The organism is Streptomyces smyrnaeus, from assembly GCF_017676345.1.
GTDB classification, from domain to species: Bacteria; Actinomycetota; Actinomycetes; order Streptomycetales; family Streptomycetaceae; genus Streptomyces; species Streptomyces smyrnaeus.
In genome coordinates this window covers 755,592-778,251 of the sequence record NZ_JAFFZM010000001.1, presented here as the reverse complement: position 1 = coordinate 778,251, position 22,660 = coordinate 755,592, and the positions used below count along the sequence as shown (strand labels likewise).

19 protein-coding genes are annotated in these 22,660 nt (G+C 70.2%); 9 read left to right on the top strand and 10 right to left on the bottom strand.

The window, feature by feature from the left end:
• The first annotated feature begins 14 nt into the window (after positions 1-14).
• Together JW613_RS03385 and JW613_RS03380 are read left to right on the top strand one after the other, a co-directional pair.
• Entirely contained in the window at positions 15-950 is a 936-nt protein-coding gene (locus JW613_RS03385; RefSeq protein ID WP_209209151.1) for an alpha/beta fold hydrolase, read from the top strand.
• Positions 951-1,285: 335 nt separating this feature from the next.
• Positions 1,286-1,873, top strand: a complete 588-nt coding sequence (locus JW613_RS03380; protein WP_209209150.1) for a TIGR03086 family metal-binding protein — start codon at positions 1,286-1,288, stop codon at positions 1,871-1,873.
• Positions 1,874-1,905: 32 nt separating this feature from the next.
• On the opposite strand, the gene JW613_RS03375 is transcribed toward JW613_RS03380, so the two are convergent.
• From JW613_RS03375 to JW613_RS03360, 4 genes are read right to left on the bottom strand one after another with little or no spacing between them, the layout of a single operon-like run.
• Positions 1,906-2,571 carry a response regulator gene (locus tag JW613_RS03375; RefSeq protein WP_209209149.1) on the bottom strand — a complete coding sequence of 222 codons (666 nt, stop codon included), beginning with the start codon at positions 2,569-2,571 and terminating at the stop codon, positions 1,906-1,908.
• Entirely contained in the window at positions 2,568-3,695 is a 1,128-nt protein-coding gene (locus JW613_RS03370) for a sensor histidine kinase (protein ID WP_307865769.1), read from the bottom strand. The genes JW613_RS03375 and JW613_RS03370 overlap by 4 nt, the downstream gene beginning before the upstream one ends.
• Positions 3,692-4,387: an ABC transporter permease gene (locus tag JW613_RS03365; RefSeq protein ID WP_245224813.1), complete on the bottom strand. Its 696-nt coding sequence runs from the start codon at positions 4,385-4,387 to the stop codon at positions 3,692-3,694. Before JW613_RS03365 ends, JW613_RS03370 begins: the two co-directional genes overlap by 4 nt.
• A gap of 20 nt (positions 4,388-4,407) precedes the next feature.
• The gene (locus JW613_RS03360; RefSeq protein WP_209209243.1) at positions 4,408-5,334 is read right to left on the bottom strand and encodes an ABC transporter ATP-binding protein; all 927 of its coding nucleotides are present in this window, start codon (positions 5,332-5,334) and stop codon (positions 4,408-4,410) included.
• 398 nt (positions 5,335-5,732) lie between these two features.
• Between JW613_RS03360 and JW613_RS03355 the strand changes: the two genes are divergently transcribed.
• The 3 genes from JW613_RS03355 to JW613_RS03345 all read left to right on the top strand — a co-directional run bounded on the left by JW613_RS03355 (position 5,733) and on the right by JW613_RS03345 (position 8,773).
• A complete protein-coding gene (locus tag JW613_RS03355) occupies positions 5,733-6,506 on the top strand; it encodes a class I SAM-dependent methyltransferase (RefSeq protein WP_209209146.1) in 774 nt (257 codons plus the stop codon).
• Between the two features lie 292 nt (positions 6,507-6,798).
• Positions 6,799-7,683 (top strand): restriction endonuclease, encoded by an 885-nt coding sequence (locus JW613_RS03350; RefSeq protein WP_209209145.1) that lies wholly within the window; start codon positions 6,799-6,801, stop codon positions 7,681-7,683.
• A gap of 394 nt (positions 7,684-8,077) precedes the next feature.
• A complete protein-coding gene (locus JW613_RS03345; protein WP_209209144.1) occupies positions 8,078-8,773 on the top strand; it encodes a transglycosylase SLT domain-containing protein in 696 nt (231 codons plus the stop codon).
• Positions 8,774-9,085: 312 nt separating this feature from the next.
• Here the strand turns inward: JW613_RS03345 and JW613_RS03340 are convergent, their stop codons facing one another.
• From JW613_RS03340 to JW613_RS03320, 5 genes are all read right to left on the bottom strand, one after another.
• Complete coding sequence (locus JW613_RS03340; protein ID WP_245224812.1) at positions 9,086-10,954, bottom strand: polysaccharide lyase family 7 protein; 1,869 nt, start codon at positions 10,952-10,954, stop codon at positions 9,086-9,088.
• A gap of 453 nt (positions 10,955-11,407) precedes the next feature.
• Complete coding sequence (locus JW613_RS03335; RefSeq protein WP_209209143.1) at positions 11,408-12,346, bottom strand: esterase/lipase family protein; 939 nt, start codon at positions 12,344-12,346, stop codon at positions 11,408-11,410.
• 698 nt (positions 12,347-13,044) lie between these two features.
• Positions 13,045-14,124 carry a hypothetical protein gene (locus JW613_RS03330; protein ID WP_209209142.1) on the bottom strand — a complete coding sequence of 360 codons (1,080 nt, stop codon included), beginning with the start codon at positions 14,122-14,124 and terminating at the stop codon, positions 13,045-13,047.
• Positions 14,121-14,363: a hypothetical protein gene (locus JW613_RS03325; RefSeq protein ID WP_209209141.1), complete on the bottom strand. Its 243-nt coding sequence runs from the start codon at positions 14,361-14,363 to the stop codon at positions 14,121-14,123. Before JW613_RS03325 ends, JW613_RS03330 begins: the two co-directional genes overlap by 4 nt.
• A gap of 219 nt (positions 14,364-14,582) precedes the next feature.
• Positions 14,583-16,187 carry an MFS transporter gene (locus JW613_RS03320; RefSeq protein ID WP_209209140.1) on the bottom strand — a complete coding sequence of 535 codons (1,605 nt, stop codon included), beginning with the start codon at positions 16,185-16,187 and terminating at the stop codon, positions 14,583-14,585.
• A gap of 269 nt (positions 16,188-16,456) precedes the next feature.
• Here JW613_RS03320 and JW613_RS03315 point away from each other — a divergent pair, with 269 nt between their 5' ends.
• From JW613_RS03315 to JW613_RS03300, 4 genes are all read left to right on the top strand, one after another.
• On the top strand, positions 16,457-16,984 hold the full coding sequence (locus tag JW613_RS03315; RefSeq protein WP_209209139.1) for a MarR family winged helix-turn-helix transcriptional regulator: 528 nt from the start codon (positions 16,457-16,459) through the stop codon (positions 16,982-16,984).
• Positions 16,985-17,002: 18 nt separating this feature from the next.
• Positions 17,003-17,830, top strand: a complete 828-nt coding sequence (locus tag JW613_RS03310) for an AraC family transcriptional regulator (RefSeq protein WP_209209138.1) — start codon at positions 17,003-17,005, stop codon at positions 17,828-17,830.
• A gap of 106 nt (positions 17,831-17,936) precedes the next feature.
• Complete coding sequence (locus JW613_RS03305) at positions 17,937-19,388, top strand: L-lactate permease (RefSeq protein ID WP_209209137.1); 1,452 nt, start codon at positions 17,937-17,939, stop codon at positions 19,386-19,388.
• A 239-nt stretch (positions 19,389-19,627) separates the two neighbouring features.
• Positions 19,628-20,098: a hypothetical protein gene (locus JW613_RS03300; protein WP_209209136.1), complete on the top strand. Its 471-nt coding sequence runs from the start codon at positions 19,628-19,630 to the stop codon at positions 20,096-20,098.
• A 93-nt stretch (positions 20,099-20,191) separates the two neighbouring features.
• Here JW613_RS03300 and JW613_RS03295 read toward each other — a convergent pair whose 3' ends face one another.
• Positions 20,192-22,252: an ABC transporter ATP-binding protein gene (locus JW613_RS03295; protein WP_443742838.1), complete on the bottom strand. Its 2,061-nt coding sequence runs from the start codon at positions 22,250-22,252 to the stop codon at positions 20,192-20,194.
• Positions 22,253-22,660 lie beyond the last annotated feature (408 nt).

Sequence of the window (22,660 nt, the reverse complement as noted above, 5' to 3'; positions counted from 1 at the left end):
TATGGGAGGTTCTTATGTCCTCGTCACCGACGCGTCTGTGGAGTCCGGTCCGCTGGGCCGAGAACGGTGCGGTGCGGCTGGCTTTCGACTCACTGGCCGAAAGGGCCGACGGTGAGCCGCTGCTGCTCGTCACCGGTCTGGGCGTCAATCGGCTGTGGATTCCGGACGGACTGTGCCGGATGCTGGCCGCGCAGGGCTTCGCGGTGGCCCGGTACGACCAGCGCGACGGCGGAGAGTCGACCCACCTGCCGCCCACCACCACCCGCAGCCCCGTCTCCGCGCTGTTCGCCAAGCGCGGCCAGGCATACACGGCCGAGGACATGGCCGATGACGCCGTCGCAGTCATGGGTTCCCTAGGGTGGCGGTCGGCCCACCTGCTGGGCGTCTCCCTCGGTGGTGCCGTCGCACAGCGCGTGGCACTGAGGTACCCGGACCGCGTCCGCACACTCACCTCCATGGCCGCCGTCCCCGGAGACGTCTCAGGGCTGCGGACCATGCGCTACATTCGGATGCGGACCCTGGCGAAGTTCGCCCGCCTGAAGTTTCCCTACACGCCCGAAGGGGCGGTCGCGGCCGGTATCGCCGTCTCCCGTCTCCTCGCCTCGCCGAACCGCCCCTTCGACGAGGCAGCCGCACGAGAAGCCGCCGAGCGCAACGCCGACAGCGGCGTGCACGACCAGCAGGCGCAGAGCCGACAGATCGGCGCCCAATGGCACGGGCCGCCGATCAGCGCCATCACCCGGCCCACACTGGTACTCCACGGAGCGGACGACCCCCTCATCAAGCCCGGTGCGGGAAAGAAGATCGCGTCCCGGATCCGTGACTCGCGCCTGCTCATCCTGCCCGAAGTCGGTCACGAACTTCCTGGTTGCGCGTGGGGCAGCATCGCCACCGAAATCCGCGGACTGGCCAACCTCTCTCACCACCTCCCCCCGGAACCCGCCAACTGAAGCACTCGACCCCGCCAATCCGGGCGCTCCTCCGCCACCTCAAGCGGTCATACCGACATCGCGCATTCAACTTCGCCAGAACGTCGTCAATCGGGTCCGGGCGCGTGAATTTCGTGGGGGGTGATCGCGGGGATTTTCGTGTGTGGCAATGGGTTGGCTTCGGGACGCGATGACGAGCAGAACCCGTGTTCCGAGGAGGCGGGAGACGGGCCCGGTTGGACACCTGCCTCCTGTGCGCGTTGGAACGTGCGGCAGATGGTGGGTATACGGACCGCCAGCAGGACTGCTCACTACCGCTGCCCGGCCTGTCAGTGCGTCCTTGTAGCCTCCCGATCATGACAACTGAGCCGGCCCATGACCCGCGTCCGACCTTCGTCAGAGCGCTTGACCAAGCCGGGAAACAGGTCGCGGCGGTAAGGCCCGACGAGCTCACGGGCCGCACTCCCTGCGCCGATTACGACGTTCGCGCGCTGCTCGGACATGTGGTCTCCGTGCTGCACAAGCTCGCCCGTGTCGGTACCGGAGGCGATGCGCGTGGCGTACCGGATGTGATCGACGGCGTGGCCGATGACGGCTGGGCAAGCGCATTCGCCCGGGCTCGTGGCGAGGTCGAGCGGGTGTGGGCTGATGACGGGCAGCTCGACCGCATGGTGGAGCTGCCGTGGGCCACGCTGCCCGGCCGGGATGTTCTGGAGGCCTACACCCACGAGTTCACGGTTCATTCCTGGGACCTCGCGTATGCCACCCGGCGGCTCGCCGAACTCGACCCCGAGCTGGCCGGGCAGGCGCTTGAGGCATTCTCCAAGTTTGCGCCGCCAGAGGCCCGCAGCGAGCAGGGCGGCCCGTTCAGCCCGGTCGTACCGGTGCCCGACGACGCCGACGTCTACACCCGGCTGGCCGCCTACCTGGGGCGCCGCCCATAGTTGGCAGGGCCGTCTGCCGGAACAGCCCGGGCTCAGCCTGAGCTGCCCGGGAGGACGAGGCCGTTCTCGTAGGCGAATACCACAGCTTGGGCGCGGTCACGCAGCTGGAGCTTGGCGAACATGCTGCCGATGTGGCTCTTCACCGTCGCCTCGGTCACGACCAGGCGCGCGGCGATCTCCGGGTTCGACAGCCCTCTGGCCACCAGCAGGAGGGTTTCCCGTTCCCGGGGGGTGAGACCGTTCATCAGCTCGGAAGTGGGCCGGAGCGGTTGGGCGCGGGAGGCGTAGTCCTCGATCATCCTGCGGGTGATCGACGGCGACAGCAGCGCCTCACCGTCGTGCACGACGTGGATCGCCTCCAGCAGGCGGTCGCGTGAGGCGTCCTTGAGCAGGAAACCCGACGCGCCTGCCCGCAGTGCGCCGAAGACGTACTCGTCCAGGTCATAGGTCGTCAGGATCAGCACCCGGGGCGAGGATCCGGCGGCGGTCAGCCGGGAGGTGGCCTCGACACCGTCCATGCGCGGCATCCGGATGTCCATCAGGACCACGTCGGGGGCGAGGGCAGCGGCCTGGGCCAGTGCCTCGTGGCCGTCGGCGGCTTCGCCGGCGACCTCGATGTCGTCCTGCGTCTGCAGGAACAGCCGGAAGCCGGTGCGGATCAGCTCCTGGTCGTCGACGATCAGAACGCGGATGGTCATACCGCGCCCCCGACCGGGAGCCGGGCGGCCACCAGGAAGCCGTCGACGGTCCGGCGGGTGTCCAGGCTGCCGCCTGCCACCGCCGCACGCTCCCGCATTCCGCGTATGCCGTGCCCGCCGGACGACGGGGCCGGGTCACCGCCGCCGCCGTCGTCTTCGACCGTGAGGTCCAACCGCGTCGGACCGTAGCCGAGCGTCACCGTGACCTGGGTGGGATCGCTGTGCTTGAGCACATTGGTCAGCGCCTCCTCAACGATCCGGTAGGCCGACAGTTCGAGGCCGTCGGCCAGCGGCCGGGCTTCGCCGGTGACCTCGAGCCGCACAGGCATCCCGGCGCCCCGGTACTCGGCGACCAACTCGGTGAGCTGGTCGAGCGAGGGTGGCGGTCGCCACTGCGTGCTGTTGTCCGGCGTGCGCAGCAGGCCGAGGATCCGGCGGAGCTCGGCCAGGCTCTGCTCCGCGCTGGCCTCGACCCGTTCCAGGGTCTCAGCCGCGACCCGGGGCTCGGTCGGCAGGACGTCCCGGGCGCCGCGCACGCCGATCAGCATGACGGTGACCGAATGGGCGACGATGTCGTGGAGTTCGCGGGCGACCGCGGTGCGCTCCCGCTGTGCCGCGAGCTGGTCGAGCTGGTCACGCTCGCGTTCCAAAGTGGCCGCCCGGTCCTCCAGCGCCCGGGTGTAGCGCCGCCGGGTCTGCAGATACGAACCGAGGGCCCACGCGCCGATCGTGACGGGCGGTGAGCAGATGCTCGCCAGCCCCAGGTACAGCATCGTCGGGACGAGTGCTGCCACCGAGACTCTGCGGTCGCGCAGGTCGGCGAGTGAGGCGAGGGCGACCACGGCGGGGCCACCGCCCGGCGCGTAGCCGAGCCAGATGAGCGCGGCGGCACCCGCACAGGCTGCGGCGAGCACCGTCAACGGTGCGCGGCGGCGGCCGAGCAGAGTGGAGCCGGCGAGCACCGTCACCACGACCGGGAGAACGCCGACCCGGGTGTTGCTGTCGAAGAACACCCCGAGTTCCACGCCGGTCGTGACCATGGCCAGCAGGAGGTCGAAGAGCGCCGAGCGGCGCGCGACCAGCGGGTCGCACGCCGCTCGGGCACGCTGCAGGAACCGGTTCACGCCAGATCGCGCCGTCGCTCGACAACGACCGCGACGAGCGCGACCGCGGCCGTCCAGGCGGCCAGTACCCATCCGGCCTCGACGACCGACAGGGTCGTGTAGTGGGTCATCCGGCTCAGCACGCCGGCCGCGCCGAACGGCGTGAGGTTGGCCATCGACTCCGACACCCCGGACAGCAGCGGGATCACGGCGAAGTTCACGATCAGCAGGACGACCACCCCCAGGACCGGGCTACGGATCAGAGCGCCGAGGGCGGCACCCAGGATCGCCGACAGGACGAACGCCACGAGGTTGCCCGCCACGACGGCACCGACGTCTCCCGAGGTGAGGTCGGGACCCGGATGGTCGCTCAACAGCGGCAGCGCAAGCCCGACCGACACCATGGTCGTCAGCGTACCGAGCAGGAGCCCCGTCAGTGCGTATGCGGTGATTCTCGCCGACAGCACGAACCCGCGGTGACGGCGGCCCACCAGAGCCGCCGGTGCAGCCGTCCGGTGCCGATACTCCCCGGCCGTACCGACCAGCCCCCAGAGCAGAAGCAGGGTCGGCAACGCCGACAGGGCCTCCTCCTTCTCGGGCACCTCGTCCAGCGTGCCCGCCCATACCGCGACCGCCAGAACGTTCAGGACCGCGTACGCGACCCCACCCACCGCAAAGCCCAGCAAAGTCCGGGTGGTCACGGCCTTGATCAATTCGCCTCGCAGTAGATGGCTCAACGGTCCGCCCCTCCTGTGAGACCGAAGAACACGTCCTCCAACGACGCGGTCCGCTGGGCGATTTCCTCCAGCAGGACGCCGCCGCGGTGGGCCAGCCGCGCCACCTCCGCGGCGTCGAGCCCTTCGATCAGCAGCCCGCCGCCCTCGTCATCAAGCCTTGTGCGGCCACCGGCCGAAACCACCAACGTCGACAGGCGCTGGGCCTCGGCGGTGCGTACGACGACCGCGCTCGCCCCGGACCGTTCGAGGTCCTGCATCGTACCTTCATGGACCAGTCGGCCCCGATCGATCATGATCACGTCGTCGACGGTCTGGGCGGCCTCACTGAGCATGTGGCTGGACAGCAGGACTGTGCCACCACTCGCGGCCCGGTCCCGCAGCAGCTTACGCAACCAGCGGATGCCCTGCGGGTCCAAGCCGTTCACCGGCTCGTCCAACACCAGGATCTCCGGATCGCCCAGCAGCGCCGCGGCGAGCCCGAGTCGCTGCCGCATGCCCAGCGAGTACTTCCCGACCTTGCGCCGGGCCGCCTCCTCCAGGCCGACGAGTTCCAGGACTTCACCGACCCGGCGGCGGGGTAGTCCGGCCAGCGCGGCCAGCGACCGCAGGTGCGCCCGACCGGTCCGGCCGGGATGGGCCCCGCACGGTTCGATGTGCACGCCGAGCAAGCGGGCGTCGGGCCTGATCGTCGTGACCGACGTGCCCCGCAGGAACGCCCGGCCCGCAGCCGGCCGCGCCAGTCCGACGACAACCTTGAGCGCAGTGGTCTTCCCTGCCCCGTTCGGGCCGAAGAAACCCGTCACCCTTCCGGGCCCGACCGTGAAAGACAGGTCATCGACAGCTGTTCTACGGCCATAGCGCTTGGTCAGCCCCTCGACCCTGATGGCTGCCGGGTCCCCAACCGATGTTCGTGAAGAAGTCATACCGGAAGCTTCCAGCGCGATGATCTCCCAGTGATCCACCCACGGTCGAAACCCGACTTCCCACCAGAGGAGGAGATGGCCGCGGTACAGCCGCGCCCGCCGCCCACCGCTGCGACTCAGCGCTTCGCCAGCTCATCCTCCAAGTCCCGGCCCCGTTGTCGCGAAGGCACTCGGCCTTCACGACAAGACCGCCACTCGCCTGGTCACCGAAGCCGCAATCTGCCGCCGGTCGCACCGGTCGCACACCTTCCGCACGGAGCAGGCGTGCCGTGTTGTACCGCAAGACGGTTGATGTCCAGGACGAGGATGTGCAGCCAGGGGCGCGGCTGAGAGTGCCCTCCCCCTCGGTTGTCAGGGCTCCGGGACGGGCGAGCCGCTTCAGCAGTGAGGAGCACGGGATGGACCGGCACAAGACGGCGCAGGCGGGGAACCTGCGGACGGAGGAGGACGCCTACCGGGAAGCGTTCGGCCTCTTCCTCGCCGGAACGGATGAGAAGACCCTCACCCACGCCTACCTGCGGGACCTCGTGGAGCAGCTGCCCACCCGGCGGGTGCTGCTGGACGTGGGCGCCGCCGAGGGCACCACGACGCGGTCTGTCGCCCCGTACTTCGAGCGCACCGTCTGCATCGAGCCGAGCGAGCCGATGCGGCGCGCCCTGGCGCTGGCATGCCCGCAGGCCGAGGTGGTGGCCGAACCGGTTCTGGAGGCCAGGGTCGAGGTGCGGGCCGATCTGGCCCTGCTGGCCCACGTCCTGTACTACGTTCCGCGCGCGCAGTGGGCGGCGACGGTGTCGCGCATCGTGGAGTGGCTGGCGCCGGGCGGTCTGCTGCTCGTCCTCCTGCAGAACCCCGACGGCGCCTGCATGCGCATGGTCCACCACTTCACCGGACTCCGTTTCGATCTGAGGGAACTGGCCGAGGAACTCGCCGCCCTTCCCCACAACCCGATCGACGGCATCGCCCTGGACGTCTTGCCCGCCCGGTACCGCAGCCGCGACCTGGACGAGGCCGTCACGGTCGCCGGCTTCCACCTCAGCCTGCCCGGAGGATCGTCCCGCCCCAGCAGGGACGAGGTGAGGGCGTACGTACACGAGCACTGGTGCGACGGCAACGGCGGTTACCTCATGCGCCACGACCAGCACGTACTTCGCATCCAACGCCCCGCCCGGTAGCGGCAAGCACCCCCTCGGACCGGTGAGCGAAACCGCGATCCGCTCCGACCGCCCGGCCCGTATCACGGCACCGCCCGCCTGACGTCCGGTCGTTCGTGGCCGAGACGTGCGGTTCGGCGTCCGGGGATCGACATCCGTGGGGTCAGTGGCGGGTCGACTCCGACGGTGGGGGCGGCAACGTTCACCCAGTGGCGGCTTTCGGCACCGCAGGTCACCGTGGGCGCAGTTGGCGATCTTGGGTACTCGTGGCCAAGTGATCTTCGTTGCCGTCTGCCAGTGGAGGATGCCAGTCATGACCGCACCCGTGCGCCCTGGTCGACGCAGGGGACGTGACCGAGGCTTTGATCTGCGCACGACCGCCTTGTTCTTCCTGCTGCTCGCGGTCGTCTTGTGCGTCCTCGCGTTTCTGCTGCGTACCGCGGCGGACCTGGCCGAGCGTCGGCCGCTGTGGGCCGGTGTGCTGGTGATGGGGGCCATCGCGGCCGCTTGGGCCTTCCGGTCCAGGTGGCGCCGCTTCTCCGCCGCGAGGTGTGCCCGGCGGGCTGCCCGAACACTGGAGGAAGCGGCCGAGAGCGCGTCCGACAACCTTGACGAGACGGTGGCGCGCGAAACGCAGCTGCCCACCCTGCGGGGGACCCCGTCAAAGGTGCCGTTCGCCGACGCCGCGTCGGTCGGCACCGAACGCCGCGAGGAGCGTCCCCGGCCGGTAACGACGCAGCCCGCCGCAGTGCCGCTGGAGCCCGGTGACGAGGAGAGTGCCGCTTCCGCCGATCCGGTGGCCGGATACGCCGAGCTCGCCCCCGACGATTTCGAGCAGGCCGTAGCCGGCCTGTGCGCCCGTGCGGGCTGTCGGGAAGTGGAGGTGGTGGGAGGGGCGGGCGACCTGGGGGCGGACGTCACCGCGGTCACCCGGGACGGGCGGCGCATAGTCATCCAGTGCAAGCGTTACGGCGAAACGAACAAGGTCGGCTCGCAGGAGATGCAGCGTTTCGGGGGGACCTGCTTCACCGTGCACGGAGCCGACATCGCCGCAATCGTCACGACGAGCGACTTCACCGCGCCCGCTCTCGAGTACGCGCACCAGTGCGGAATCCTGTGCGTGAACGGTCAGGAGCTGGCGGCATGGTGCCGCGGCACCGTTCCTACCCCTTGGGAGGGCGCCGGTCTCGAACCGTGAGGGGGACGGGACGGGCGGGGAGCGTGCGCGTGCGCGCCTTCGCCGAGGCGCGGCGCGGCGTGGTGCCGCCCTACGGCGCGCCCAGTGGCAGTGGCAGTGGCCGGGGGTGAGGGGTCAGTGGGCTGTGGGTGAGGTGGTGGGGCGCCGGTTGTGAGGGTGCCCATAGGAGCTAGATCACATACGTAGCGAGATAGTATGTCCGATTTGTCGTGACCCCAGGTGGGGCGTAGGGATCGCGCCGCCTGGGGCGAATCGGGCGAAGCCGGATAGTACGTCACATACTTGTCGGGGCGGGGAGCCGGTCCGCAGGGTGGGTGCCAGGTCGCGACGAGACCGGGCACCGCCCCCTCGCACGCGGCCGGATGTGTCCCCTGCGAAAGGCATCCCCACCCGCATGCGTATTGCTCTGCGTCGCACCAAGCTGTCCACCGGCCTGGCCGTTCTGGGCGCGGCCGGTGTCGCCACCGCCACCCTCAGCGGTACGGCCCACGCGGTCACCCAGCACGAGGCCAAGCCCGCCCAGACCGCCCCCTACGCGGTCACGACGGACCAGGTCGTCAAGGCCGACGACGCCGTCCACGCTCCCCGCCCCGTGGCCAAGTCCGAGGGCAAGCCCGCCGAGGCGCAGCACAAGGCCGAGGCCAAGGGCAGCGCCGGGGGCCAGGCGAACGGCGCGCCCGAGACCGGGCACAAGGCGACCGGCACCAAGGCGAACAACGACGCGAAGGCCGACGCGAAGGACGAGAAGAAGGCTGGTGGCAAGGAGTACGCGGACAACCTGGACGGGTGGATCCGCGAGGCCCGCGCCATCATGAAGGAGCACGGCATCCCCGGCTCCTACGAAGGCATCAAGCGCAACATCATCCGCGAGTCGGCCGGTGACCCCAACGCGGTCAACGACTGGGACATCAACGCCAAGAAGGGCACCCCCTCCAAGGGCCTCCTGCAGGTGATCCAGCCCACCTTCGACCGCTACCACGTCGAAGGCACCCCCGACGAGCTGACCGACCCGGTCGCCAACATCGTCGCCGCCTGCAACTACGCCGCCGACCGCTACGGCTCCATGGACAACGTCGACTCCGCCTACTGATGGCGCCGCCTGGCGGCCCGCGCGGTCGGTCATGGCCGAGCTTTCGAGGTGTGTGCGCCCGGAGATACGACTCTCCGGGCGCTCGCCCCGTTGCTGGACCGAACATTGTGTGCGGGGCTGGTCACCGGATGAATCGTCTCGGATTCCGACACCGGCCGAAGCGACTGCTCGTCGCCTCGGCCGGGCACGTCAGCGTCGACTGCCTGTGGGACAGGCGTTGATGTCGCGGGCCTTCACCCGGGTGCACCTGAGTGCACCCGGGTTCAGTCGGTTTCACCCGGGTTCGCCGGGTTCAGCGGGCCGCCGGGCTCGTCACTCGTAGACGCGGACCCAGTCGACCTCGAAGACCGCAGGTCGAAGGCCGCCGTCGCCGGTGAAGTTGTCGAGTTGGATGTTGAGGTGTCCCGAGGGCATCGACTGGATGTTCCCCCGGTCGGAGTCCGCGCCGCCCGAGAGGCGGAACCACTCGGCTCCGTCGATGTAGCCGACCAGTGCTTCCGGTGTCCATTCGAACGCGAAGTTGTGCCACTCGTTCATGTTCACCGGGCAGAGGTCGCGGCGTTCCTTCTTGTCCGAGGGGCTTTCCGGGTAGTGCAGGAAGGCCGTGAGGCACTGTGCGTCGGGGTTCGAGTACTCGACCCAGTCGTACTCACCGTTTTCGAGCCGGTTGCCTGCGGTGGGCCAGATCAGGTGCAGCGCGTGATAGAGGCCGCCGCTCGAGCCGATGTTCTCCGAGCGGGACCGGATCTCCCACCGGCCGTACTGGGCGTCGCGCTTCTGCCGGAGCCATCCCGTGTCGCCGTTGGCCTCGCCGCGCATGGTGAGCATGCCGTTCGCCACGGTGCTGTTCTTGGCGCACCGGCGGCCGTTTCCGGCGTGGCCCTCCCAGCAGCCTTCCGTGCCACCGAAATCACCCGAGGGCGTCGCCCACTTCGCCGAGTCGACCGGGCCGGTGTAGTCGAACTCGTCCGAGATCGGCAGCGGTGCGCCCCAGTTGTGCCGGACGGCGGCCTGCGTCTGGTCGGACCCCTGGTCGTCGCCGTGCGTGACGTCGAGACCGTAGATCTTGACCTCGCCGTAGTTGTCGTCGCTGCACGGGGAGGAGTTCCCGCAGTGGGCCTGGGTGTAGGCGCCGGTCTTGAAGTAGTTGGTGGAGTCGGAGTGGTCGATCGTGGTCTCCAACTCGCCGTTGAAGTAGATCTTGATCTCACCGTCGCTCACCACGTACTTGATCTCGAAGACCGTGCCGAGCGTGTAGTCGTCGGTGATCAGGTGGTGGTTGGTGGTGTCGCCCTTCGTGATCCAGAGCTTCGAGCCCTCCAGGCGCAGCGCGGTGACATCGTCGTCGCCGCCGTGGATCTGGGCGCCGACGACCTCCGGCTTCTCCTCGGGCAGGTGGGTGAAGGACTCCCGGACGGTCATGGTGTGCGTGCCGGAGGTCGAGGACCACTCGATCTCGTCCCCGCCGCCGCTCTCCATCTCCCGCAGCTCCGAGCGCGGGTTGCTGGAGCCGCCGGTGGTGACACCGTTGACGGGCGCACGGAACCGCACCGCGTCCCCGGGGTCGGGGACGAGGAAGAAGGGGTCGTGGGAGTAGGTGTCGAGCTCGGGCTGGAAGATCTCGGTGGGGTCCTCGTCGTCGCCGATGGGGAGCGTCACCTTCCAGTTGCTCAGATCGAGGACGTCGGACGGGAGCTTGGTTCCGCCGCCGTCATCGTCGTCACCGTCGCCGGGGCTGCCCCAGACCTCGACCTCGGTCAGGCTGTTCCAGTCGCCCTCGCCCTCACCGGTGTAGCCGTGGCCGAGGTAGCGGACCTTCGACGTCTGAACGGGGTCGAAGTCGAACGACTCCAGCCCGGTCGTCGTACCGCTGGTCCTGCCGTCATGAACGGTGGCCCAGCTCGATCCGTCCCAGTACTGGAGCTGGAAGACATTCTGCCGAGTGGTGCCCTTGTGCACCGCGAGCTTGATGTGGGTGACGGTCATCGTCGCGCCGAGGTCCAACTGCAGCCAGGCGCCGTCCCCCTCGCCCGACCAACGGGTGTCGTAGTCGTCGTCCACGACGTTCCCGGGCTCGTTCCCGTCGTGGGTGCTGGCTGTGACGGCGCCGGCGGCGGGGGTTATCTGGACGTCGGCGGCGTGCGCGGTGCTCGGCCCGAGCAGCATCGCCAACACGGCCATCACCGGAGCGAGGGCGGCGATTGCCCATGGCCGCCGCGCGCTTCTGCGGAGTAAGAAACGCGACAAGAGGGTGTGCCTCACAGGTTGGTCCTCCTCATGCTGGTCTGCTGCTGAACCCCGGCCGCACGGTTTCCGAACCCCGGCCGCACGGCCCGGCCCGGGTCTGGGCGGACCGGCGGTCGGCACCGCGGGATTCGCACAACTCGCGTGAGGATCGTCGCTCCTGCCCATCGCCGCAGTGGTGCCGCCCGGAGTGTCACCGGTGACGTGACCTTGACGACTACAGCAGTCGCTGAATTGTTCGGCATGGGCCTGCGTCGCGGTGAACAACTCCTCTTCCAGGAGCCACGGGCTCACCCCGCACGCGCCGGCCGCCCCTCGGGCACGGCTTGCGCGGTGCCCGGAGCAGGAACGCCCCGAACACCGCCGGATCGTGCCGCTACGGCTGGGGCGTCACCATCTCGACTCCCAGTAGAGGGAGTTGAACGTCGCGCGGAGCGGTGCCGCCCCGTAGCGCAGGCTGACCCAGGTTTGTCCGCTGTCCTGGGAGTAACGCATGGGCCACCGGCCGTTGGCCTTCTTCCGCAGGTCGCTGTGTCCGATGCCGGTGGAACTGGCGTAGCGCACCAGATGCTGCGCCTCGTCGACGACAGGGGTGGTGCTGCCGATACCGACGTCGCTGTCGGCCTCCGAGCCGATGAGAGTCCAGTCGGTGCCCTGTGCGGAGCCGGGCACATCGGTGGCGTGCAGCCAACGCATGAAGACGGATTCGGAGCGCATGTCCTCGCATTGGCGGTTCACCGGAATCGCCGAGCACAGGAGATCCGAGGGCCATGCACCGTGGTGCGGGGTGCCGAGGGTGACCGCGTCCTCGACGTAGATGTAGGGCGGCCAGCCGGGCATGTGGCGTTCGGTGCCTGTCAGGGCCGCCCGGATGATGAGGCCGCCCATGGAGTGGCCTACGAGATCCACGCTCCGTCCGTACCGGGAATCCCTGTTGTGGATCTTCCACGCCAAGCGCCGACCCAGCTCCATGAGGGGGAGGTCGCGGCTGCCGTCGTACGTTCCGTTGCCTGCCCTCCTGACCAGGGAGAGGTCGCAGCGTGTGTCGCGGTTGTAGAACTTCACCTGGACGAACCTGCCCTTCCACCCCCAACGCTTCATCGCTCTCTCGGCGGTGTTCCAACGGGATGTGCAGGACACACCGGGGCCGTCGTCACCGACGAGGTCCGGAGGGTCGTAGCCCTTGACCATATAGATCGTCTCGTTGGCGCTGTTGGTACGTGGCGGTGGCGTGGGTCCCGGATCGGCGGCTGCGCCTGTGGTTCCGGTGAGCACCGTGGCCAGACACAGCGCCACGACACCGAGGAGCTTCCCCGGATGCTTCATCATTCCCCTCCGTCATGCGTGCGTCGGTCGTGTAACCGGGAGCCGGACGTCCGACCGGTGGTCGATCGGTGGCCGCTGGTGATCCGCGCGTGGCGGCCTCGGCGGTCCGGTACGGCGCCGTGTTGACGGGCCGGCCGAGGCAAGGTCGCCGGCATCGGCGAGTCCGGCCGGGCAGCACAGAGGCTGCCGACCGCCGGGGGACCGAGGCAACGGCAACCGGCTGTCCCGGACAGCCGTCGGCTGTCCGGGCTCGTCAGGGCGTTGCCCGCCGCGTGTCCCGGACAGTCGGCCATCGTGCGGGCGGGTCGGCTGCTCGCCCGACGCACCTGGGCACCGGCCCTTCCTGGGCCCCGCCCACGGTCGGTGCCGCCTCACGGCCCGGTGCCGCCTACGGTCCGATGTCGATGCCGCCTACCGAACGATGTGGATGTGCGCCGCCCACAGGGAGCCGGTGTTCAACAGGACCGCGGTCCTCGTGCGCGCCCGGCGTCAGGTCGGCGAACCGGGGCGGCTGCCCGAACCACTCGAAGCCTTCGACCCGCTTCCGCCGACCGGAGCGGGCGCCTCCGGTAGGCCACCGGTCCGCCACCGGGCGGACCGGGCGAGGACGGGAGCGGGACGGACGGCACCGTGCGCTGACCGGGCCCGCCCGACCGCACGGGTTGCGCCCCACAGCCGGCGGCTGCGGGGCGGGGCAGGGCTCACGGGGGAGTGGGGCTGGTCCCGGGAGTCGGCTGTGGCGACGGTTGCGGCGGGAAGGTGAACGAGCCGGGCTGCTTCTCAAGGGCGGCGGCCAGGAATTCCGGGTGCTTCTGCGCCCATACGGCCATCTCGTTCCCCGGCCGAAGCGGCTCACCGGTCGGTTTGCGGCGAAGATCCCCTTCCCACTTGACCAGGTCGGAGCCCTGATACAGCTGAGTGAGCATCGGAACGTCGTTGCGGATGTTGTAACGTCCGTCGCGTTCCGTCACATCGGCGAAGCCTCCCATGATCGCGGCGATGTACTTGATCGACCCTTTGTCGGTGCTGAGGATCGACTCGCGATCTCCCAGGCTCCGACGGGGGAGATAGCCCCGCTTCTCGATCTGTTTGACCAGAGGGAAATCAGTGTGGACCTTTCCGGGCCCGGTGGCCCACCGGGCGAGGCGCTGGTGGATCTTACCCCATCCTGAGCCGGCGGGGATCGGATGGCGGAACGGCTGCGGATTCTCGATCGCCTCCCACCCGATGGCGGCGACGATCGCCTGGGGGGAGATGTTCCACCTCCGGGCCTCCTGGAGGATGGTCTCCCGGTGGACCTCCATCCAGCTCAGGACCGCGTCCTCCTCGCGGGAAAAGGGGGTGCCGTCCGGACGCAGGCGTCCGCGGCGGGGCAGAAGGTTCGCGCTTTGGAGCTCGTAGGAGAGATGCGCGAGGTCGGGAGGCACGAGGTCGGGAGGCGGCTCACCGGGTCGGGGCGAGGGCGTGGGCAGGGAAGGATCCCGCAGCTCCCAGAACGTGCCCGAGACGGTGCAGTACTGGGCGCCGCTGCCCTCCCATCGCAGCGCGTGCACCTGCCGCTGCCGGCTCTGCAGATCAGTCATATGGGCGCGGGCGCGTTGAGCGAGCATGCGGATCCGCATCGCGGGGGAGGTGTCGATGCCCAGCTTGTTCAACTCCGCCCATAAGTCGTGCGCGAGCTGTTCGAGCGCGGAGGCGGCCCGCGCGTGGTTGCTGACCAGGTCGTCGAAGGTCGGCAGCTTGATACCGGAGAAGGCGGGGTTGGCCGTCGGGTCGGTCATGGCTTCCTCGGCACCGACTGAAGCTTCGCGTCGGCCTCCTTGACGGCCTCGGCCAACTGGCTCCGCAGTGCGCTCCGCAGCGTGTTCAGCTCATCCTTGAAGAGGCGGCCGACCGGGCCGACCCAGGCGTCGTCGTCCATGGCACGGCAGGACGCGTCCAGCACATGCCAGTGATCGTCCGACAGCCGTTGGATCCGTTCGCACGCCAGTTTTACGTCGTGGTGGTTCTCGTCGCCCATTTCGGATCCCCTCTCCGGCCCGAGCCGCTGGTCGTCCTGCCGCTGGTCGTCCGCTGCCCCGACGCTAGGCCGCGGACCGCTCCCGCGTCGTCCGGCACTGGTACGACGTTCTCCTCAACTGTGGCGGTATGCCGCCATACCTCCATGGGCCACGTTGCATGGGGCCCGATCCGTCAGCCCCGGTACCTGCGGGTCCTGGCGACGTGTGCCGCTGCGGGTTCAGGGCACCGGCAGCGACTCCGGGGCCGTGTCGGTGCCGCTCTCCTGCTTGCTCCGCTGTTGCGGGGCCTGGCCGGACGATGTGGCCCCATGGCGCTTGCGCAGCATGGTGAGTGAGATGGCCGCACTGGCGGCGGCGAGGACGGCGCAGGCGAAGCCGATGGTGTTGAGGCCGTTGGTGTAGGCCTCCTCGGCTGCGGACATCAGGGCATCGGCAGCACCGGAGGGCAGCTCCCGGGCGGCGACGACGGCGTCCTCCATGCTCGCCGCGGCGGTTTCGGCGGCGTGCGCCGGGACACCGGCGCCGGGTGCGAACGTGTCGCGGTAGACGGCCGTGCCGAGGCTGCCGAGCGCGGCGACACCGAGCGCGTTGCCCAGGTCGCCGCTGATGGAGGACAGGGCCGCCGCAGAGCCGCCCCGCTCGGGCGGGACGGACCCGACGACCAGGTTGGTGCCGAGCGATCCGAACGTACCGACGCCGACGAAGATGATCACGAAGCCGGCCAGGAGCAGCGGCAGCCCTCCGACCGGGTCGACCAGGACGAGCATCGCGTAACCAGTCATACCGATGAGCAGGGAGGCTCCGATCACGGTGCCGAGCTGGAAGCGCTTGGCGAAGGCGGGCGCCACCTGTGCGGCGAGGATCGACGCGACAGCCGAGGGCACCATCCACAGACCGGCCTCCATCGGCGAGAAGCCCTCCACCATCTGCAGGAACCCGGTGATGAACAGATAGCCGCCGCCGGTGCCGAGCATCGACACCATCAGGATCAGCAGGGCGGCGGTGAACGCGCCCACCCGGAACAGCTTCAGGTCGAGCAGCGGGTGCTCCAGCGCGCGCTGCCGTTTCACGAACACCGCGCCGACGGACAGCCCGACGACGAGTGCGGTCAGGGGCGCCGGCCCGAAGCCGTAGCGTGCCAGCTCCTTGAGCCCGTAGATGACCGACAGGATCGACACCAGCGACAGCAGCACGCTGAACAGGTCGATCCGGCCGGCGTTCGGATCCTTGTACTCCGGCAGCACGAACGGCGCGACGATCAGCAGCAGCACCATGACGGGTACACCGAGCAGGAACACCGAGCCCCACCAGAAGAACTCCAGGAACACACCGCCCACGACCGGGCCGAGCGCCGTACCCCCCATGAAGCAGCTGGCCCACACCGCGACGGCACGGCCGCGCTGGTGCGGGTCGGTGAACATGTTGCTGATGAGGGCGAGCGTGGACGGCATCAGGGTGGCAGCGGCGATGCCCAGCAACGCGCGGGTGGCGATGAGCATTTCGGCGCTGGTGGAGTAGGCCGCCAGGACGGAGGCGGCGCCCACGAAGACGGCGCCGATCATCAGCAGCTTGCGGCGGCCGATCCGGTCGCCGAGGGTGCCCATGGTGATGAGGAAGCCGGCGACGAGGAAGCCGTAGATGTCCGTGATCCACAGGATCTGGGTGCCGGTGGGCCGCAGGGACTCCGCCAGCTGCGGCAGCGCGAGGAACAGCACGCTCTGGTCGAGGGAGATCAGCAGGGTGGGCAGGGCGAGGACGGCCAGTCCAGCCCACTGGCGGGCACCTGCCTTGACGGGTGCGGCCGTTGTGTCAGGTGATGACATGGTTGCCTTCCATGGGTCGGTGGTGCGGGGGCCGATGGGATACGGCGGCGCTCGGCAACGAGACCGGCGGGGCCCGGCGGGGCCGGCGGGCCGGTGTCGTCGGCGAGGCCGGCGGGGGCGGTTTCGCCGTGGGCACCGGGTCGCGGGCAGCCGTGAGCGGGGCGCCCTTAGGTGAGGATCGATTAAGTGAGTGCTAAGCTAAGTATGGATTGCGCGAGTGTCAACTAAACGAGCGCTCAACTATTTGTCGGCTAGTGCGGGAGGACTTCATGTCGGACGCGGCGGCTCCGGGGGACGCGGTGGAGGCGGTGCTGGAGGAGTGGCGCCGGGAGTGCCCCGCTCTCGATTTCTCGCCGATCAGCGTCGTCGGCCGGATCATGCGGCTGTCCCGGCTGTGGGACAAGGCCATCAAGGACTTCCTCGCCGAACACGGACTGGAGCCGGGCGAGTTCGACATCCTGTCCACACTGCGGCGTTCCGGCGCGCCCTATGAACTGACCGCCAAGACCTTCCTCAAGTCCTCCCTCGTGACGACTGGGGCCATCACGCTGCGGGTCGACCGCATGGCAGCGAAGGACCTGGTCACCCGCGTACCCGACGCCGCCGACCGCCGCTCCGTCAGAATCCGCCTCACCCCCCACGGCCTGGAGACGATCGACCGGGTCCTCCCCCTCCACCTGGCCAACGAGGCCCGACTCCTCGACAGCCTCGGCGCCGACGAACGCCGACACCTGGCCGGCACACTCGCCGCAGTCCTCGAATCCCACGGCGACACCCCCACCGGCACCGCACGCTGAGACGGACGGAACCAGGACATGGCCGCCGGCGCCACGACGCAGCGTGAGCAGTCCCGGCTGTGGACGGCTCCGAGCACTCCCCAGGTCGAGCTGTTCTCGGCCCGGTTCGAGCGCTTCGCCTTCGACCGGCACAGTCACGAGCAGCTGTCCGTCGGTGTCATCGAGCGGGGCGCCGAGGGGCTGCAGCTGCAAGGCGGCACCGTGGTGATCCCGGCCGGGCAGCTGGTCGTCCTCAACCCCGGCCAGGTGCACACCGGTTTCGCCGCGCAGGACGCCGGCTGGCAGTACCGGATGTTCTACTTCGACACCGACATGGTCGCCGAACTCGCCAGGGAGCGGCTGGGTACCCGAGAGGTCTGGTTCCCGCAGACGGCCCTGCGCGATCCCGGGCTCTTCTCTTTCCTGCGCCGCGTCCATCGCGACCAGGAGCTCTCCGGTGACCCGCTCACCGCGGAGTCGCTGCTGCTGCGGGGACTCGGTGCGGTGCTGCGACGACACGCGCGTACGGGCCCCGTCGGCAACGTGCCGGAAGCGAAGGGTGCCCAGGCGCTGGAGGTGGCACGGCAGTTGCTGCACGACCGCTGGGCCGAGCAGGTCACCGTGGCGGACCTCACCGCGGCCACCGGGTGGAACAGGGCCACGCTGATCGCCGCGTTCCGGCGTACCTACGGGCTGCCGCCGCACGCTTATCTGCTGCGGCTGCGAGCCAACCGCGCACGGCGGCTGCTGCTGGCCGGGCGGCAGCCGGCCGAGGTGGCCGCCCGGACGGGCTTCAGCGACCAGGCGCATCTGACGCGCGTGTGCAAGCGGTACTTCGGGGTGACCCCAGGGGCCATGAGCGGCTGAGGCGATTTTTGTTCAAGACCGGAGCCGGTGCCCGCCGTCAGGGTGATCGCATCGGTCCGCACCCACGTGGACCGGCGTGCGACGAACGGCGAAAGGCGACCGGGACATGGTGTGGGCAATAGCGGTCTCTCCCCTCGTGATGGTGCTGGGGCTGATAACTGTGCTGCGCCGCCCCGCACACTGGGCGGCGACGGCGGGAAGTGCCCTTGCGGCGCTGCTCATCTGGTGGCTGCCCGAGTTCACGTTCCCGCCCAGCGCACTGGCCTCCGGGGCCGGTGCGGGCGGGCTGCTGGTGCTCAACGCCGCCGCGGTCATGCTCCCGGGCGTCTACCTCAGCCAGGTCCTCGCACGCCGCGAGGTGCACCGCTCACTGCAGGAATGGGTACGCGGCCTGCCCCTGGCCGGACCCGCGAAGGTCGCACTGGTGGTGGTCGGGATCGCCCCGACGGTGGAAGCGCTCACCGGCTTCGGGGTGTCACTGCTGGTCACCGTGCCCGTCCTGCTTGCACTGGCGCCGCCCGCGACCGCGCTGCGCCAGGCGATACTCGGCATGAACATCATGCCCTGGGGCACACTCGGCCTCGCCACCGTCATCGGCGCCTCCCTCTCGGGCACCGGGCCGCTCGAACTCGGCTCGGCCACCGCGGTGACCAGCTTCCTGGTCTTCCCCCTGGTCGCCGTCTGGGCGGCGCTGCTGGCCCGGCCACGGCGGCGCACCCGCGCGGCGGCCGTCGCCGCGGCACTGGGCGGTGCGCTCTCGCTCGGGCTGCTCGCGTTCAACCGGCTGGGCGCCGTCGAAGTGGCCGGTGTGCTGGCGGGGCTGATGACCACGGCGCTCGGCGTGCTGGTACTCGCCTCCCGCAACGGCGAAACGGGCCACAAGGCCGGTCCGTTGCTGCCGCCCCGGCCCGTGCTGCTGGCGTACGGGCTGGTGCTCGCCCTCATCGCCGTGCTGCGTGCCGCGACCGCCGCCGGTCTGCCGCCGCTCGCACTGCACGCGGGCGGGGCCAGTTTCCAACTGCTGTCCTCGCCCGGCCTGCCGCTGCTGGCGACCGCGCTGCTGCTCGACTGCGGTCGGCTGCACGGCGGGGATGTCCGCGCGTCCGCCGCTCGCGTCCTGCGGCCGTTGCTCGCGCTCACCGGCTTCGTCGCCCTGGGGCAGCTGATGGCAGCCGGCGGGATGATCGGGCAGCTGGGTGCGGCGGTCGCCGACGCCCCGGCTCTTGTGATCGCGCTGGCCGCGCCCGCGCTGGGCATGCTCGGCGGGTTCATCACCGGATCGAACGTCGGGGGGAACGCTCTGCTGATGCCACTGCAAGGCAGGCTCGCCCCGGGCGACGGCAGTTTGGACGTCTGGTTCGCGGCCCTGCAGAACAGCGCCGCGGGGCACGCGGTCTTCACCTCCCTTCCCATGATCATGCTGACGTTGGCCGTGGCGGGCCGACAAGCCCGACGGGGCGCGGAGAGCGGCTTGCTGCGCTTCGGAATGCGGGTCGCCGGTGCGGTGTACGCGGCGCTGGCCGCGACAGCGGCGGCTCTGGTGCTCACCGCGGGATGAGGTACCGGCGCCAGCTCACCGGCAGCGGCGCGGCTCCGTACGCATCCGTACGGCCCCGGTCCGGCCGTGCGGGGGAGTGGCGGGGTCGGCGCAAGGTTCTGGCCAGGTTGAGAAATCCCGGGATCGGCCTTGCCCTCTCAAGATCGCGGTGCCTCAATGGGACCACTTCCGGAAGCTGACCAGCCATCAGTTCTGGGGTGCGCACCCACCCCCACCCCCACATGAAGGCGGGAAACTTCATGAGACACGGCAGACTCGCAGCAGGCACGGCCCTGGGCGTCGGCGCCGCCGTCGCCGGCACTCTCGCGCTGGCACCCGGCGCCTACGCGGTGGAGCCGCAGACCGCCACGATCTCCTTCGACTGCGGAACGTGGGGCTCGGGCGAGGCCACGCTCGAGGCGACCCAGGACGGCACCGCCGCGGCCGTCACGGTCACCACCGACGCGATCACCTCCCCCATCGACCTTGCGGCCGGCTCCGTCTCCTCGACGCTCACCCTGAGCAAGAACGGGACCGGGACCACGCAGTTCACCGGCAGCGCCAACCCGGCCCTCCCCGCCGGCAGCCCGATCTCCAGCGGCCCGCTGAACGGCACGGTCGCCCCCGGCGACGTCCTGGAGGCCCAGTCGCTGACGGTCACGGTCCTGGGCTTCACCGTGACCTGCAACGCCACCTCCGCACAGGCTCCCGGGCCGTTCGTGTTCGACTGAGCACCCGATCAGCGCCACGGCAGCCGTCCCGGCACCGGGCCCTCCAGCGCCGGGACGGCTGCCCGAAGGGTTCGTCTGCCCGCTCCGGTACGGTCACAGCGGCCGGCCGGTCTCCTCCTTGTGGTCGGGAGCGGTTCCGCGCCAGGGCGCCGGAATGTCCGCGCCGCGCGACGAGGTGAGTCCGTACTGCGCGGCCTGCGCCTCGAACATGCCCTGGTACAGGCCGCCGGGACGGGCCATGAGCTGCTCATGGGTGCCGTCCTCGGTGATGCGCCCGTGGTCCAGGACGTAGATGTGGTCGGCGGAGGCGGTCGCAGCGAGCCGGTGGGTGATCAGCACCACCGCGACACCGCTGTCGGCGAGAGTCCGCAGCCGCTCGAACGCCTCGATCTCGGCATGCGGGTCCAGCGCGGAGGTCGGCTCATCGACCAGGAGGAACGGCGCGTCGCGGTAGCGGCTGCGGGCGTTGCCCACCTTCTGCCACTGCCCGCCCGAGAGTTGGACGCCGCGCTCGTACCCCTTGAAGACGATGGAGTCCCAGCCGTGCGGCAGGCCCTCGATCAGCCCGTCCACATCGGCGGCCCGCGCGGCCTCCTTGACCCGGGCCATGTCCCGGGGCCGGTCGCCGGCCCCGATGGCGATGTTCGCGGCGGCCGTCATCTGCCAGTTCGGGAAGTCCTGCGTCAGCAGCCCGACGGACCGGAAGACGTCCGCCCGGTCGGCCTCGCGCACCTCCACCCGCTCACCTGCCGGGCCCTCCCACCACACCTGTCCGTCGCTGGGCAGCAGAAGCCCGCCCAGGATCTTGGCCAGCGTGGATTTGCCGGAGCCGTTCGCTCCGACGAGCGCGGTCACCTCACCGCGCCGTACGGACACGTCCACGCTGCGCAGCGAGGGCACCGTGGCGCCGGGGTAGGTGAAGGAGACATCCCGCACCCGGATCGCCCGTACCGGCGAGGGCAGCGGCTTGCCGGTCCGCGGAATGGCGTGCCGGGCCGCCAGCGCCGTGGCCTCCTCGGTGTCGTTGAGCTGCAGCATCTCCTCGTACAGGAGGTTGATCTGCTGCACCAGCGAGGTGAGCCGACCCGTCGAGGCGCGCATGGCGACCACCGCGGTCCCGCCCACGGCGATGGGGAGGCCACCGCTGGTCAGCAGCCACCACAGCATTCCGTAACAGCCCAGGGCCGCCACACCGGAGAACGCACCGGCGACCAGATCGGTGTGGGCCTGCGCCCGGGCCAGGCGCCGTTGCTCGGTCTCCATCAGCCCTGACATCTCCTCGTACCCGCGCAGCAGCAGCGAGCCCGCCGAGTGTGCCCGGATCTCTCCCGCGGCGTGCGGCAATGTCAGGTACTGCAGCAGCGTGGCGACTGCCCGGCGGTGGTCGATCCAGTGCCGCCGGGAGATGTGCTCCCGGCGCGCCGAGCGCACCGCTCCCCAGCCCTTGGGCAGGGCGATCACCAAGAGCATCGGCAGCAGCGCCCAGTGCAGCGAGGCCAGTACGACGGCCGAGGCCACTATGCCGATCACGACGTTGGCGACGCTCACGGAAAGGCTGAGCATGCGCCGCGCCGAGTCCGTGCCGAACCTCCCCGCCTCCAGGTGGCGTTGGATTTCCGGCTGCTCGGTCGCCACCACCTCCACCTGCGTGACCGCCCGGTAGTACCGGGTGGAGACGGCCCGCTCGACCTGGGGCTCCAGCCGACCGGACATCGCCGTCGACCAGGCCTGGAGCAGGGCGGTGCCCACCGAGACCAACGCCAGCATCGCGAGCGCCGGGATGGCCTGCTGCAGTTTGTCGGCGGCCGGACCGTTCGCGAACAGCTTGCTGAGCACGCCGTTGACCGCCACGAGCCCGTACGCGGCCGTCAACCCCAGACCGATCTGCGCGGTCACCACACCGGCCAGCGCCCGCGGGTCGGCATTCCATCCGGCCCGCAGCACCACGCCCACCATCCGCGGCAGCGCGGCAGCCATCTGTGCGAAGCGCAGGCGTGCCACCGCGCCCTCGTGCTCGACGAACGCGTCGTCCCAGCGCAGCCGCCCACCGAACAACTCCCGTTCCGCTGCCGAGACTCCGCCCTCGGCCTTCCGCGCCGACCGCCGCCCCCGGCGGGCCGAGGCGGAACCAGCAGCGTCGGTGCCCCGTCTCACGCCGACCCCCACGGCTGCGGGCGTGCCGCATGGCGGATGGCGGTGTCGTTGGTGCACCGCCGCTGCACTGCGGCTGCCGGTCGGCCGGAACAACGCCGCCCGGCAGGGGCAACGACGGGGGCTGGCGCGGAACGTGAAGTCACTTGTGTCTCCTCCGGATGGGCGCGTCAAGGGCACTGCCGGCGCTCCGGGAACGAAGCCCGGACAGGCGCCATGACGGTACTCGGTGCACAAGGAGCCGGAAGGACAGCGTTTCGCCCGTCGCTTCGCGCCCGGCCTCCGGGACAACTCACCGTGTGGAGTCCCGGGACGGGGCATCACCGTACTCATGCACCCGCAGAGCGATCCGGCCGGGGCTGCGGCAGCACAGGAGCGCCATGACGCGGTGGGCGGAGGCGTTCCGCACCG

Bases quoted from the DNA above. Each gene is read 5' to 3' on its own strand.
- JW613_RS03340 (WP_245224812.1), bottom strand. From the start codon at position 10,954: ATGGCCGTGTTGGCGATGCTGCTCGGGCCGAGCACCGCGCACGCCGCC.
- JW613_RS03335 (WP_209209143.1), bottom strand. From the start codon at position 12,346: ATGATGAAGCATCCGGGGAAGCTCCTCGGTGTCGTGGCGCTGTGTCTG.
- JW613_RS03325 (WP_209209141.1), bottom strand. From the start codon at position 14,363: ATGGGCGACGAGAACCACCACGACGTAAAACTGGCGTGCGAACGGATC.
- JW613_RS03360 (WP_209209243.1), bottom strand. From the start codon at position 5,334: ATGACTTCTTCACGAACATCGGTTGGGGACCCGGCAGCCATCAGGGTC.
- JW613_RS03375 (WP_209209149.1), bottom strand. From the start codon at position 2,571: ATGACCATCCGCGTTCTGATCGTCGACGACCAGGAGCTGATCCGCACC.
- JW613_RS03355 (WP_209209146.1), top strand. From the start codon at position 5,733: ATGGACCGGCACAAGACGGCGCAGGCGGGGAACCTGCGGACGGAGGAG.
- JW613_RS03315 (WP_209209139.1), top strand. From the start codon at position 16,457: ATGTCGGACGCGGCGGCTCCGGGGGACGCGGTGGAGGCGGTGCTGGAG.
- JW613_RS03305 (WP_209209137.1), top strand. From the start codon at position 17,937: ATGGTGTGGGCAATAGCGGTCTCTCCCCTCGTGATGGTGCTGGGGCTG.
- JW613_RS03330 (WP_209209142.1), bottom strand. From the start codon at position 14,124: ATGACCGACCCGACGGCCAACCCCGCCTTCTCCGGTATCAAGCTGCCG.
- JW613_RS03300 (WP_209209136.1), top strand. From the start codon at position 19,628: ATGAGACACGGCAGACTCGCAGCAGGCACGGCCCTGGGCGTCGGCGCC.
- JW613_RS03350 (WP_209209145.1), top strand. From the start codon at position 6,799: ATGACCGCACCCGTGCGCCCTGGTCGACGCAGGGGACGTGACCGAGGC.
- JW613_RS03320 (WP_209209140.1), bottom strand. From the start codon at position 16,187: ATGTCATCACCTGACACAACGGCCGCACCCGTCAAGGCAGGTGCCCGC.
- JW613_RS03345 (WP_209209144.1), top strand. From the start codon at position 8,078: ATGCGTATTGCTCTGCGTCGCACCAAGCTGTCCACCGGCCTGGCCGTT.
- JW613_RS03380 (WP_209209150.1), top strand. From the start codon at position 1,286: ATGACAACTGAGCCGGCCCATGACCCGCGTCCGACCTTCGTCAGAGCG.
- JW613_RS03385 (WP_209209151.1), top strand. From the start codon at position 15: ATGTCCTCGTCACCGACGCGTCTGTGGAGTCCGGTCCGCTGGGCCGAG.
- JW613_RS03310 (WP_209209138.1), top strand. From the start codon at position 17,003: ATGGCCGCCGGCGCCACGACGCAGCGTGAGCAGTCCCGGCTGTGGACG.